General features: G+C 66.9%; 12 protein-coding genes. 6 read left to right on the forward strand and 6 right to left on the reverse strand.

The features are described 5' to 3' along the window. Window positions 1-131 precede the first annotated feature (131 nt). Window positions 132-1,517: a hypothetical protein gene (locus MQH10_RS11135; protein ID WP_242564132.1), complete on the reverse strand. Its 1,386-nt coding sequence runs from the start codon at window positions 1,515-1,517 to the stop codon at window positions 132-134. 111 nt (window positions 1,518-1,628) lie between these two features. Between MQH10_RS11135 and MQH10_RS11140 the strand changes: the two genes are divergently transcribed. Both MQH10_RS11140 and MQH10_RS11145 read left to right on the forward strand, forming a co-directional pair. Further along, complete coding sequence (locus tag MQH10_RS11140; protein WP_242564133.1) at window positions 1,629-2,477, forward strand: GNAT family N-acetyltransferase; 849 nt, start codon at window positions 1,629-1,631, stop codon at window positions 2,475-2,477. A gap of 1 nt (window position 2,478) precedes the next feature. Then, window positions 2,479-3,219: a PIG-L deacetylase family protein gene (locus MQH10_RS11145; protein WP_242564134.1), complete on the forward strand. Its 741-nt coding sequence runs from the start codon at window positions 2,479-2,481 to the stop codon at window positions 3,217-3,219. Window positions 3,220-3,436: 217 nt separating this feature from the next. Here the strand turns inward: MQH10_RS11145 and MQH10_RS11150 are convergent, their stop codons facing one another. After that, window positions 3,437-3,799, reverse strand: coding sequence for a DMT family transporter (locus MQH10_RS11150; protein ID WP_242564135.1), 363 nt, complete (start codon window positions 3,797-3,799; stop codon window positions 3,437-3,439). Beyond that, window positions 3,799-4,854: a glycosyltransferase family 2 protein gene (locus MQH10_RS11155; RefSeq protein WP_242564136.1), complete on the reverse strand. Its 1,056-nt coding sequence runs from the start codon at window positions 4,852-4,854 to the stop codon at window positions 3,799-3,801. The genes MQH10_RS11150 and MQH10_RS11155 overlap by 1 nt, the downstream gene beginning before the upstream one ends. A gap of 375 nt (window positions 4,855-5,229) precedes the next feature. On the opposite strand from MQH10_RS11155, the gene MQH10_RS11160 reads away from it, so the two are divergent. Together MQH10_RS11160 and MQH10_RS11165 are read left to right on the forward strand one after the other, a co-directional pair. Continuing rightward, the gene (locus MQH10_RS11160; protein ID WP_419720766.1) at window positions 5,230-5,802 is read left to right on the forward strand and encodes a DUF6932 family protein; all 573 of its coding nucleotides are present in this window, start codon (window positions 5,230-5,232) and stop codon (window positions 5,800-5,802) included. Between the two features lie 19 nt (window positions 5,803-5,821). Further along, window positions 5,822-6,775 carry a hypothetical protein gene (locus MQH10_RS11165; protein WP_242564138.1) on the forward strand — a complete coding sequence of 318 codons (954 nt, stop codon included), beginning with the start codon at window positions 5,822-5,824 and terminating at the stop codon, window positions 6,773-6,775. Here the strand turns inward: MQH10_RS11165 and MQH10_RS27080 are convergent. The 3 genes from MQH10_RS27080 to MQH10_RS11175 are packed head-to-tail and all read right to left on the reverse strand — an operon-like array spanning window position 6,772 to window position 9,604. Beyond that, window positions 6,772-7,104 carry a ubiquitination-like system serine protease family protein gene (locus MQH10_RS27080; RefSeq protein ID WP_419720767.1) on the reverse strand — a complete coding sequence of 111 codons (333 nt, stop codon included), beginning with the start codon at window positions 7,102-7,104 and terminating at the stop codon, window positions 6,772-6,774. The two genes, MQH10_RS11165 and MQH10_RS27080, sit on opposite strands and share 4 nt — an antisense overlap. Beyond that, a complete protein-coding gene (locus MQH10_RS11170) occupies window positions 7,101-8,501 on the reverse strand; it encodes a ThiF family adenylyltransferase (RefSeq protein WP_242564139.1) in 1,401 nt (466 codons plus the stop codon). The genes MQH10_RS27080 and MQH10_RS11170 overlap by 4 nt, the downstream gene beginning before the upstream one ends. After that, window positions 8,498-9,604 (reverse strand): multiubiquitin domain-containing protein, encoded by a 1,107-nt coding sequence (locus tag MQH10_RS11175; protein WP_242564140.1) that lies wholly within the window; start codon window positions 9,602-9,604, stop codon window positions 8,498-8,500. Before MQH10_RS11175 ends, MQH10_RS11170 begins: the two co-directional genes overlap by 4 nt. Before the next feature lie 159 nt (window positions 9,605-9,763). Here MQH10_RS11175 and MQH10_RS11180 point away from each other — a divergent pair, with 159 nt between their 5' ends. Both MQH10_RS11180 and MQH10_RS11185 read left to right on the forward strand, forming a co-directional pair. Beyond that, complete coding sequence (locus MQH10_RS11180; RefSeq protein WP_242564141.1) at window positions 9,764-10,144, forward strand: helix-turn-helix domain-containing protein; 381 nt, start codon at window positions 9,764-9,766, stop codon at window positions 10,142-10,144. Window positions 10,145-10,148: 4 nt separating this feature from the next. Then, window positions 10,149-11,072 carry an ImmA/IrrE family metallo-endopeptidase gene (locus MQH10_RS11185; RefSeq protein ID WP_242564142.1) on the forward strand — a complete coding sequence of 308 codons (924 nt, stop codon included), beginning with the start codon at window positions 10,149-10,151 and terminating at the stop codon, window positions 11,070-11,072. The last annotated feature ends 570 nt before the right edge of the window (window positions 11,073-11,642 follow it).

An 11,642-nucleotide genomic window follows, 5' to 3' on the forward strand; every position in this document is an offset into this window, starting at 1 on the left:
CGGGGTCGGGCCGAGCTCGGCCACGGCGGGCGGCAGGTCGGCCAGGTGCTTATGGCGCGGGGCGGGGCGGTCGCAGGCGCCGAGCGCCAGGGCGAGCGCCAGGCCGGCGGACGGCCAGAGGGCGCGGGCGCTCATGGCCGGCGCTCCAGGCCGAGCGCCGCGAGCGGCGGGTCCAGGGTCAGGTAGAACAGGCCGGCCAGGGCCGCCAGGTCCAGGAAGTAGAGATAGCGGTAGTCGCAGGCCAGGGAGACCGCCAGGAAGCTCGCCGCGAAGCCCAGAGCCGCGATCATCAGGCCGGCGATGGCGACGTCCTGGGGCTGGCGGCGGATCAGCAGCACGACCGCCGTGGCCAGGGCCACCAGGGCGTAGGTCAGATGGGAGAAGACCGGGGTGTCATAGAGCCAGCTGGCGTAGTTGGTCAGCGACTGGTCGGTGGGGTCCTGGCCGAGCGGAATGCTCAGCGAGGCGGCGAGCGGCGCGGGCCCCGTCACCCCCACGGCGATCTGACTGCAGCTGTCGATGGCCGGCGTCAGGAACACCCAGCGGAAGGCCGACAGCCGGTGGCGCAGATAGGGGGCGGGGTGATGCAGGATCACGTCGCGCCACTGGGCGGCGATCACCGGGGCCGGGGTGCGCCACAGGGCGTGGCCGACCGTCTTGTCGAGGCCGATATAGTCCACCCGTTCGCCGGAATAGAACCGGGTCGCCCGGTGCAGGATGATCTCTTCCGACGCGGGGCTGATGGCGGCGATCTCCTTCAGCCTCAGCTTGGGATCGTGCGCCGCCGCGCCGATGATGTCGTACTGCTGCAGGATGCGCATGCCGGGATTGGCGGCGTCCATCTTGGCGGCGTTGGCCGGCCGGACCAGCCAGCCGATGACCAGGGCCGCGACGATCACCGCGACCAGTCCGCCGAGCCCCCAGGCCGCGCTGGCCTGGCGGCCCTGGCCGCGCACGGTCCAGGCCAGGACGCCGGCGGCGATGGGCGCGGCGACGATCCCGTTCTGGCGCACCAGGGCGGCCATGGCCAGCAGCACCACGATCCCCGACAGGCTGAGCCAGGGGCGGGGCCCGGCGGGCGTCCAGTCGCGGACCACCCGCGCCAGCAGCACGAAGCCGGCCAGCGCCAGATTGGCGAACAAGACGTCCTTCCAGACGATGCCCTGATAGATCAGCAGGGCCGGGGACAGGACCAGCAGGCCGGCGCAGGCAACGCCCCACCAGGAGGTCCGCGGCCGAAGACCGATCAGGCCGATCAGGGCTCCGAACGCCATCAGGCCGCTCGCGGTCACATAGAGGCCGGGGCCCGGCGACAGGTGGTCGAAGAAGCCCAGCACGGCGGCGTAGGCGGCCGGACCCCAGGTCTCGCGGACGCCGACGCGGCCCTCGTGCAGCTGGGCCAGGGAATCATAGGTCATCTGGCCGGGCAGGCTGAGCGCGAGCATGACCAGGAACCCCGCGCCGAGGATGTAGCGTGCGACCGTTTCGGCGCGCAGGGTCGTCCTGGGTTCGTTCATTAGGGTCCCGTCCTGGATGACCCTGTACCTAGGCGCAGCCGCCCAGGTTGAGAAGACCCTATGGCGCGCGACCGCTTGGCGAGGGCCGCCGTTCCGTGCTCAAGATCGGCCATGGTCCAGACCGAAGACATCGCCATCCGACCGGCGGCGACCACGCCCGGAAACCTGACCGCCTATGGGCGCCTGCTGGGCGAGGTGTTCGGCGAGGTGGAGAAGTTCACCCCTCAGGGCCTGTTCTGGCGCTACCAGGACAATCCCGCCGGGACGGTGGTCGGCGCCGACGCCTGGGCCGGCGAGACCCTCGCCGCCCACTATGTCACCTGCCCGTCGGCCATGACGCTGGAGGGCGCGCCGGCCCGCGGCCTGCTCAGCCTGAACACCGCCACCCATCCCGACTTCCAGGGCCGCGGCCTTTTCACCCGGCTGGCCGAGGCGACCTATGCGGCCGGGACCGAGGCCGGATTCGACTTCGTGTTCGGGGTGGCCAACGCCAATTCGACGCCGGGCTTCGTGCGCAAGCTGGGCTTCCAGCTGGTCGCGCCCCTGGCGGCCGGCCTCCTGCCCGTCCCGCCCCGCAAGTTCACCGCCGCCCCGGTGCAGATGGCCGGCGACTGGAGCGCGGGCGCCCTCACCTGGCGGCTGGACAATCCGACCGGGCGCTATCGCACCGCCAAATGGGGCGACCTGGCCGCCGTCTGGGCCCGCACCCACCTGCCGGTCACCGACTGCCTGGCCCTCTTGCCGGCCAAGCTCCCCGACCAGGGCCCGCCGCCCCGGCCCAGCCTGTTCATCGGCCTGGAGCCGCGCCTGACCCTTGAGCGCCAGCTGTTCGTGCCCCTGCCCCGGCAGTTGCGCCCCTCGCCCCTGAACCTGATCTACCGCCCGCTCAGCGCCCGCGCCCCGGCCAAACTGAACCCGCGCGAGGTGGCGATCAGCTTCCTGGACTTCGACCCCTATTGAGATGACGCAGGTCCATCTGTTCGCCCATTTCGACGACGAGTACTGCGCCTGGCCCCTGATCGCGGCCCTGGCGCGGGCCGGGCGGGACCAGAGGTTCGTCTATGTCTGCGACTACGCCACCCCGGCCCTGGCCGCCGCGCGCCTGGCCGAGACCCGCGCCCTCCTGGCGACCCTGGGGATCGCGCCCGAGGCGGTGATCCCGGCTCAATCTGGCGTCCAGGACGGCGCCCTGCACACCGATCCCCTCGCCGCCTGGCGCGCGGTCCGCAAGATCGTCGCCGGCCTGCAAGGGGTGTCGGGCCTGACCGTCACCGCCTGGGAGGGCGGCCACGCCGACCACGACCTCTGCGCCGCCATGGCGGTCAGGCTGCAGGGCCTCCTGCCCGCCGCCCCGGAGATCCGCCAGATCGCGCTCTATCACGGCCGCGGGACCTGGGGCCCGGCCTTCCGCGCCTGCGATCCCATCCCCGAGAACGGCCCCGTCGCCCGCGTGCCCCTGACCGCCGGCCAGTGGCTCAGATTCGCCGCGGGCGTCCGCCATTTCCCTTCGCAGTGGAAGAGCTGGGCGGGGCTGTGGCCAGCCATGTTCCTCACCTTCGCCGGCCGCGGATTCGGGGTCCAGACCCTCGATCCCGCCCGCGTCCGCGCCCGCCCCCACCTCGGCCGCCTGCTCTATGAGCGCCGCTTCGGCGTGACCTACGAACAGGTCCGCGCCGCCGCCGACCTGATCCTGGACGCCTGATCTAGTCGGCTCGCGACGGGGGCCGAACCGCCGCCCATCGAACCACAAAGGGCACAAAGGGCGCAAAGATCACGAAGACACCCCGCCCTTCGGCGCGAAGCGCCAATTCAAGAGATCAAGCCACGCCTCTCCAGCCAGGCGCCCTTTGTGTCCTTCGCGCCCTTCGTGACCTTCGTGGTTCAAATAGGGGCGGCTCCGCCGCCAGGGCGACAGGCCCCTACGCCCTCTGCGATCCCGTAATGATCGCCAGCCCCGCCAGCATCAGGGCGAACCCCGCCGCCATGCTCCAATTCAGCGGCGAGCCGAACACCAGCCAGGCGCCCAAGGGCGCCAGGCCCGAGCCCAGGATCGAGAACGGATAGGCCTTGGACAGCGGCATCCGGGTCAGGATGTAGAACCAGATCAGGGCCGTGAGCCCATACCAGCCCAGCGCCCCGATCAGCGGCAGGTTGCGCATCAGCCGCCAGGGCAGGGCCCCGCCCAGCCGGCCGTCCTCGATCGAGGCCCATTTGAACAGCAGCTGACCCGCCGGCAGGGCGAGCGCGAAGGCGCCGCAGAGGACGGCGTCGCGGCGCTCCATCAGTCGGCCTCGAGCCGCTCGAGCGCCCGCAGACTCGGATGGATCGGCCGGGTCGGCGCGTTCATCACGTCGAAGTTCATGGCCTGCAGCATCAGCTGCACGCCGACGATCACCGGCAGGGCGGCGGCCATCACCACCCCGGCGGAGGCCGCGTGGCCGGGCACGCGCACCATCAGCCAGTGCAGGGCGTAGCTGAGGCCGAACAGGATCAGCGCCCCGCCCGACAGCATCTCCAGCGTCGCCACATTGAAGTCGCGCACGAAGTACTGGCCGAGAATCCGCTGGATGAAATTCTGCACATGCTTCAGCGCGAAGGGCCCGACAATGGCGCTGATCCGCAGGTTCGAGACCTCCGAGCCATAGCGGGCCGGGATCGGCACGTCGCGCACCACCGCGCGCAGGGCGCCCAGGTGATAGAGCAGGTCGGTCTCGAAGAAGAACCGCCGCGACACCCGCCGGTCCATCAGCCGGCGCGCCACGCTGGCCTCGATGGCGGTGAAGCCGTTGGTCGGATCAAAGATGTTCCAGTAGCCGGTCGAGACCTTGGCCGCGAAGCTCAGGGCCGCATTGCCGAAGATCCGCACGCGGGGCATCGACTGCAGATGGCTGACCGAGGTGAACCGGTTGCCCTTCGTATAGTCGGCCTCGCCCAGCAGGATGGGCGCCACCAGCTGACCCAGATAGGACAGGTCCATCTGGTCGTCGCCGTCGACCTTGACCAGGATCCGCCCGCCCAGCCGGTCGGCCTCGGCGTAGCCGGCCAGCGTCGCCCCGCCCACGCCCTGGTTCTCAGGCAAGCGCACCAGCCGCACGCGGGGATCGGTGATCTCAGCCGCGATAAAATCGCCCGAACCGTCCGGACAGGCGTCGTCCACACAGACCACCCCCTCGACCCAGGCGGGGATCTTGGCGATGACGCGGGCGATGTGGTCGGTGACCTTGTAGCAGGGGATCACGATCCAGACCCCGGCCTCATCCAGCCGCGGATCCGCCGGCCGGGGATCCCCCAGACGACGGGCCGCAGTGCGGCGAAGAGGCGGAGCGGCGGTGGCCACGGCGACAAAGATCCCAGGCGCCGGCGGGGGACCCGGCAGAGGCCCCGGCTACCATGGAGGGTGGAGCGGCGTCCATGGGGGTGGGGGGCTGAGGCGGAGTGGCGGTGGGCTTTGCTGGTGGCTGGGGCGGTGAGGGCTACTTTGCGCCAGGAGCGGACCTTGGCAGCGCTCCGGGAAGCGGACATTGCCTTCGATGCCTAGCCGCGGGTTTAGCTGGGCCAAATTCGAAAGCCGCCTGTACTTGATCGACTAGAACGGCCCGTGGGTGGCGCACATGGGCAACAGACGATAGCGTCATCGACAGTGAATCACCGAACTTCCCCTTCGTAGCCAACAACGGCGCTGGGGTACCGACGAGAACCAATCCTCGAACGCATGCCCATCCCCGCGTTTACGATCGATGGCGTTCTGCCACCCTACGTCGGTCCAAACGGCCCCGGGGGAGCTGCGGAGGACCTTTCACCTTACGCGGTGACCGCTCTGGAGGTCGTGACAACCCTCGGATCGACAGGCGAGCGCAGGGCCATCCTGACCGGATGGCTGAACCATCGTGCCGCACTGCGGGCGATCGGGTTCGACCGCGGGTTTCAGTGGCTGGACGGAAGCTTCGTCGAACAGAAGGATCCGCAGGACCTGGATGTGGTGACATTTCTTTACCGTCCGCCCGGCATCGTCGATCCGAATCAACTGGCCATGCTGATGCGCGCCAATCTCAACCTCTTCGGACGGGGCCAGGTAAAAGCCGCCTACAACCTCGATTTCTTCGCGGTGGACCTGAACGGATCGCCGGAAGCCCTCGTCAACGTTACGCGTTATTGGTTGGGATTGTTTTCCCATCGCCGTGTCGATGAGCTTTGGAAAGGCATGCTCCAAGTTCGGCTGGAAGACGTCGCCGACGACCTGGCCGCCGAAGCAGCGCTGGCGCTCCACCCTGTGCCGGCACCATAGTTCGAACAGGTACAAGCCAATGGCCAGCAATCGCAAACTCGAACGAGACTTCGCCTACGCGGATCGCTCGGCTGTGACCGGTCTTCTCGCTCAGCTCACCGACGAAGACGTCATGACGCGCATCGGTCTCGAGGCGCGCCTGGAGGAGCTACAGCAGACGATCGCCAGCCTGGCCGACGAGGTCGAGACGCCGACGGCGTCCGCCATGCTGTTCTTTGGCGGCCGGCCAGTCCTGGGCTCGCGCGGGATCGAGAGCGAGTTCGCCGGCAGCGCGGTGACCAAATTCCAGGACATCGTCGCCAAGATGCTGGCGCACGAAACTGGCGGGCTCGGCCAGCGCGGCATCGTCCCGAACAAGAGCGCCGCGACCCTGCACATCACCAACATCGTCCGGGGCTCGTTCGGCTTTCTCCTCGAAGAGATAGAGGCTCAACCGGGGCTCTTCGACACCCAGCTGAAGACCGCCGTCGATGACGCGACGCGTCTGCTAGACGCTTTCGGAGAGCCCGACGAGGAGGAGTTCCGCTCCGCCGTCGAGACCATCGATCAGCGCCTGCTCGGCACGGCGCGAGAATTCTTCGAGCTCATGCGCCAGAACGGCGCCACCCTCCGCCTGGTGGCTGGCGACCTCGACCGCAGCTTCGGGGCCGAGGCGGTCACGCGCGCCGCCGAGCGCGCAACCTCGACGACGGTGGAGGACGCCGAGGAGGTGCTAGAGGGTCAGCTCGCCGGCATGCTGCCGGAGGCGCATCAGTTCGAGTTCCGAACCGCCGACTTCGGAACCATTCGTGGGCGGGTGGATCGCGCTTTGCGCGCCGATCAACTGGCTCAATTGAACAAGGACCTGGTCAACGTGGATGCCAAGGCGGTTATGCGCGTGCGGCGAATTTTGCACGATGCCGTCGTCGTGCGGGAAAGCCATACCTTGGTCAGCCTCGAAAAGACCGACGAGGCACAGGCGAACCCGCTCTAAGCGCACCAGCGTACCCGGCCGCCCTGGAGCCAAAAATGGGAGCGGCATCCCGTCTGCACCCACACTGATGGTCGAAGGCTCGGAAAGCCCTCGGGGTCGACGCTGACATCCCAGCGCGGCGTGGCTTCCTGGATCACCAGTAGCTCGATGGGACTGTTGCAGCCGCAGGGGCAGAGCATCCCGACGCACCAGTCCTCGTCGTCATCGCGGGCAAGCACCAGGTCTCGTTTGGGGAGGCGTCCCGGTAAACTGTCTCCGGTGACGACGCGCAGCCTGCGTCGCGGACCCCACCGCCCCCAGGTCTTTCGCCACCAGGCCCGCGGGTTCATTGCAAATCACCGTCGATGATCGGCGCCAGCGCCGGTAGGCCTAGCAGCGGCTCCAAGGCGCCACGGCCCAACATCGGATTGGCCGCTGCGGGGAAGGCAGCTTCCGAGCTGAAATCCTCGTCACATGCGGCGAGACTGAATTGGGTCCGAGCGTAGAGACGATTCGGCTCCTGGCGGTAGGGAAAGGCGCGGGCGACGAACTCGTTCACGCAGGCTGAGGCCGCGCGCATGTTCAAACTAATCACTGCCGGCGCCTCCTCAATCAGCCCCTTGATGTAGCCGGCTTCCAGTTCCTGCTGGTGCGCCTCCGGCGCCGACCGACGCAGGTATTCCGCCCTCAGGCTATTGGGTGAATAGACCCCGCGATCCCGGAGGGTCGATCCTCCGGGCTGCACGTAATCGATACGGCCGCAAACGTCGGCGATGGCAAGGTCCTCCCCCGCCTTGCGCACTGGGATCACCACGCCAACGTCGAGCAGTGGGATGAGAAACGCGGCGGCGATGAGGTCGGCGATCTGCCGCGCCTCCAGGGTGTCGACGCAGGAGAAGATCACGTCCGCCTGGCTCGCCGCGAGCACGGCCTCGCGCGTCAGGACCGAGGCTGCGACGGGCCCCGCGACACCGTCGCCGCGATAGGACGCGATCGCTTCGGCGAACATCGCCACCTTCAGCCGTCGGCTTTCGGCGTCGCTGAGCTTTGCATTGAGGATGCGGTTGAGGTTGCGCCCCTCAACCTCGTCGAAGTCGATGAGGATGACCCGGTTAAAGCCGAGACGCGCCAGCTGCTCCGCCACTATTGAACCGGTTCCCGAAACACCTATGACCACCGCCGTGAGCCTGCCGAGCTGCGCGGTCATGGCGCCGGTAAAGGCCATCGGGCGGCGTGAGGGTCCGGACAGCCGCGCGTCCGCCTCCCACCAATAGCTGAGGTCGTGCCCTGCCACCGTGACTAGGTCGACCGGCCGCTGGGTGAAGTTCGGCGCATAGAGCCGCGCCCGGATCGCCCCGTTGTCCGTCATAATCGCCGAGCCGTGCAGGTCGCCGTAGGCCTGAAACAGGCTCGGGATGACCTGACTGTCGCTAGCGTCGTCGACGTCGGAAAAGGCGAACAGACCCCCTGGATGGGAATGGATCAATATCAGCGCGAGCTGCTCGGCGTCTCCCTTGTCGATCGCCTGCTCGATATAGTCGCCCGGCCAGGTGATCGCGGCCTGGCGGCGAACACATTCGCCATAGGGGATTAGGATCGCGTCCCGGGCCAAGAGGCGCACGCGCGGGCCTGGCGTGCGCGTGCAGACCAAGATGGCCGCGCCTTCAAGGCCGTCCCCCGGGAAGAGGTGGGCGCGAACCTGCTCGTGCAAGGCTCCGCCGAGGGCCAGGGTCGCCTCGGGGCTCATTCGCCGACTTCCTTGTTCAAGGCGGCGTCCACCAAGGTGAGCTGGGTGGAGACATTGTCGGTCGCCGGGTTCCATTGGACGGTGCCGCGGTTGCGGGACCAGCCGTGGAATTCGACACCGTGGACCGTGCCCCTCATCTGGGTGCAGTCGATCGCGGCGCCCGACGCCAAGGCCAGCGGCGGATAGGCGTAGAAGCCATAAATCTGCGCCCCCGGATAGGTCGGCGGAATCTCCAGCGCCAGGCGCGTGGACCGCACCGTATAGCCGGCGGGCACGGGGTAATCGTGGATCACTAGCCAGCGCCGGTCGTTCTCGACGACGGTTTCCCAGCGCAAACCCAGGGCCTGGAGATGGCGCAGGTCGGCTTCCAGCAGAGCAAACGCGCGGCAAAGCTTGGCCGGCACTTCGCCGTTGTGGACGTGCTTGGGCGTGAGACGCAGCTTCTCGATGCCTGGGGTCCGCAGATCGATAGTGTCCGTCAATTCCACCGGGCGCTTGGGCTCGCCAGCGACCTTCAAGAAGATCTGCCAGTCCTTCTTCGGGTCGAACCCCGCCTCCTCGATAGCGGTCTCGACCAAGATCGTCGGCGCGGTCAACTCGATGATCACACCTTGGACGTTGAGCTTCCAGACCCGCGGACGGCTGACGAAGGTTTCCACCCCCGGCGCGTCGAGGTCGACCAGTTCCTGGGGGCCGATCTCGCGGAGCCGCTCGCCCCGCCGTTCAAGGTAGATGTCCCATTCGGGCGGGACATGGCCGAGTTTGCGGACCTGGCCGCCGGAAATGACCTTCGACGGCCAGTCGAAGCGCTCCCCGTCGAGCGTGAACCAGTAGAGCCGGTCGCTCGTCGCGATGATGAAGCGGCCGTCGCCGCGCTTCAGATCGACGACCTGATCCGGCCGGATGTCGTCCAGCTCGCCGTTGGCCAATACCTGCAGCACGGCAGCCTCTCCTGCCCCGACCCCCGCCGCGGCGGCGAGCTGAGCACCGGTAGGCGTCAGGCTTTCAATAAGCACCGGCCGAAATGCGAGGCATTCATCCGCCACCTCGATCGTGTGGCGCACCTTGCCGCGATCCAGCGCGGCTTCCGAAACACCGTCCATGGTCGTCTCCATCATCGCCGGCCCAGCGCCGGTGTCCGCTAACATGAGTGAGCGTGCTAAGTTCGTCAAGCATCCACTTAGCTTGCTTGACGAACTTAGCGTCCGGACCTACCTTTAGCCCTATGGACGGCGCGTCCGGAAACCCAAGCAGGAGGATCGATGCCCGATGACAAACCAATGGAGCCCGCGACGGCGAACAATCTCGGCCCTTTCATAAAGAAAGCTCGGCAGGATGTGCAGATGACGTTGCGCGATGTGGAAGAAGCGACAGGTAAAGAAGTGTCGAATGCATATTTAAGCCAACTTGAGAGCGGGAAAATTACCAAACCATCTCCACATATTCTGTACGCGCTATCCACAGCACTCGGCGTCGCTTACGAGACACTAATGGAGCGCGCCGGCTACATCGTGCCTGCCGTCACACGCGTGGATGGGGAGAAGCACGGTCGCGCGGCGACCTTCGCGATCGACAATCTCTCGGCGGAGGAGGAGAGCGAGTTGCTCGACTACCTGACCTACATCCGTTCCAAGCGGAGGTAGACAAATGCCCCGGCCGGACGACTCAAGTTTGACGCCCGGCCAGTGGGCCCGCGTCCGCAAAGAAGCCGAGCGCGCCCTGCGGGAAGCGGGCGCGCTCGGCGTCTTTCCGACGCCGGTTGCTCAGATCATGGCGGTCGCCAAGGTCGAAGAGGTTAAGGAGGACGTTCTCAACCCCAGCTTCATCGCCAAGCTGCGGTCCAAGGCCGAAGCGGCCGGCCAAGCCGTCAAGCGGGCCCTGACCAAGGTCATCGGCCTGTTCCACGCCTCTGCAGGGTTGGTCTACATCAGCAAGACGCTGATCGAGGTGAAGAAACGCTTTGTGCGCCTGCATGAGGCCGGTCATGGATTCATGGCTTGGCAGCGGCCGATGTACACCCTGGTCGAGGATTGCGAGAAGGCGCTCGACGCTTCGACGGCCGAGCTTTTCGACCGCGAGGCCAACGTCTTCGCCTCGGAGGTCCTGTTTCAGCTGGACACTTTCCGGGACATGGCCGAGAGCGAGGCCTTCGAGATTTGGACGCCGGTCAACCTCGCCCGCCGCTTCAACGCCTCCAACTACGCAGCCATTCGCCAATATGTCTCAAAAAGCCCGCGCACCTGCGCGGTCGTGGTGTTGAACATGCCGGAGCTTGTCGAAGGGGATGGGTTTCGCGCGGAACTGCGACGCGCCATCCAGAGTGATGGCTTCACCGCGCTGTTCGGCGCTTACGATTGGAAAGCAAGCTACACGCCCGACGACAAGCTTGGCAGACTGATCCCGGTCGGCAAACGCAAGTCGTCGGGCAAGCGGTCGATCGGGCTGAGGGACCTCAACGGCGAACAGCATGATTGTGTCGCCGAGTCCTTCTCTACCGGTCACAACGTCTTCATTCTCATCCATGCCGTCAAAACGCTCAGCGCAAGGCGCTTCTACTTGCCCGCTGCATAACCAGGCACTCCGTCAACTTCTACCTGTTCGGAGGAATGGTGGGCGGCTTGGAGCCGGCAACAACCGGACCATCCGAACGTCAGACAAGAGTCCTTAGCCGACTTCTAGGCCGGAAGACGGGCACCCCCCCATTGCCAACTCGCCGCACCGGAATCGTGCTGCACTCCAACCTTTGCGGTCCTTCCCGACCCCGCTTGGATTCCCGCCTTCGCGGGAATGAGCGGGAGAGCGGGGGCGTGGGCGGTGGTCAGATCCTGAGGCTCGAAGTCGCGCGCTGACCCTGCGTCTCTCAAGGCAAGGCGCCCCCGCCAAGCGAGAATCCGCTGACACCCTCCGGCGCGCCGGAACGCCCCCACTCACCCAGGGCCCGCACAAGACCTCACCCATTTTTCACATTAAAACTATTTATAATCAATAATTTAACCCAACCCACCGTCATCCCAAACCCCCTCGTCCATGTTGACGTCAAACCCGCCCGGTCGAAACAGGTCGGCGATTTCGGGCCCTCCGGGTTAGGATGTCCGTGGTCCTTCTCATCGTTGATGCCGGTTGTTTCCGCCGCACGGAACG

The organism is Phenylobacterium aquaticum, from assembly GCF_022695515.1.
GTDB lineage: Bacteria > Pseudomonadota > Alphaproteobacteria > Caulobacterales > Caulobacteraceae > Phenylobacterium > Phenylobacterium aquaticum.

Coding starts and splice junctions, on each gene's coding strand:
- MQH10_RS11135 (WP_242564132.1), bottom strand. CDS start 1,517: ATGAACGAACCCAGGACGACCCTGCGCGCCGAAACGGTCGCACGCTAC.
- MQH10_RS11140 (WP_242564133.1), top strand. CDS start 1,629: ATGGTCCAGACCGAAGACATCGCCATCCGACCGGCGGCGACCACGCCC.
- MQH10_RS11145 (WP_242564134.1), top strand. CDS start 2,479: ATGACGCAGGTCCATCTGTTCGCCCATTTCGACGACGAGTACTGCGCC.
- MQH10_RS11150 (WP_242564135.1), bottom strand. CDS start 3,799: ATGGAGCGCCGCGACGCCGTCCTCTGCGGCGCCTTCGCGCTCGCCCTG.
- MQH10_RS11160 (WP_419720766.1), top strand. CDS start 5,230: ATGCCCATCCCCGCGTTTACGATCGATGGCGTTCTGCCACCCTACGTC.
- MQH10_RS11165 (WP_242564138.1), top strand. CDS start 5,822: ATGGCCAGCAATCGCAAACTCGAACGAGACTTCGCCTACGCGGATCGC.
- MQH10_RS27080 (WP_419720767.1), bottom strand. CDS start 7,104: ATGAACCCGCGGGCCTGGTGGCGAAAGACCTGGGGGCGGTGGGGTCCG.
- MQH10_RS11170 (WP_242564139.1), bottom strand. CDS start 8,501: ATGAGCCCCGAGGCGACCCTGGCCCTCGGCGGAGCCTTGCACGAGCAG.
- MQH10_RS11175 (WP_242564140.1), bottom strand. CDS start 9,604: ATGGACGGTGTTTCGGAAGCCGCGCTGGATCGCGGCAAGGTGCGCCAC.
- MQH10_RS11180 (WP_242564141.1), top strand. CDS start 9,764: ATGCCCGATGACAAACCAATGGAGCCCGCGACGGCGAACAATCTCGGC.
- MQH10_RS11185 (WP_242564142.1), top strand. CDS start 10,149: ATGCCCCGGCCGGACGACTCAAGTTTGACGCCCGGCCAGTGGGCCCGC.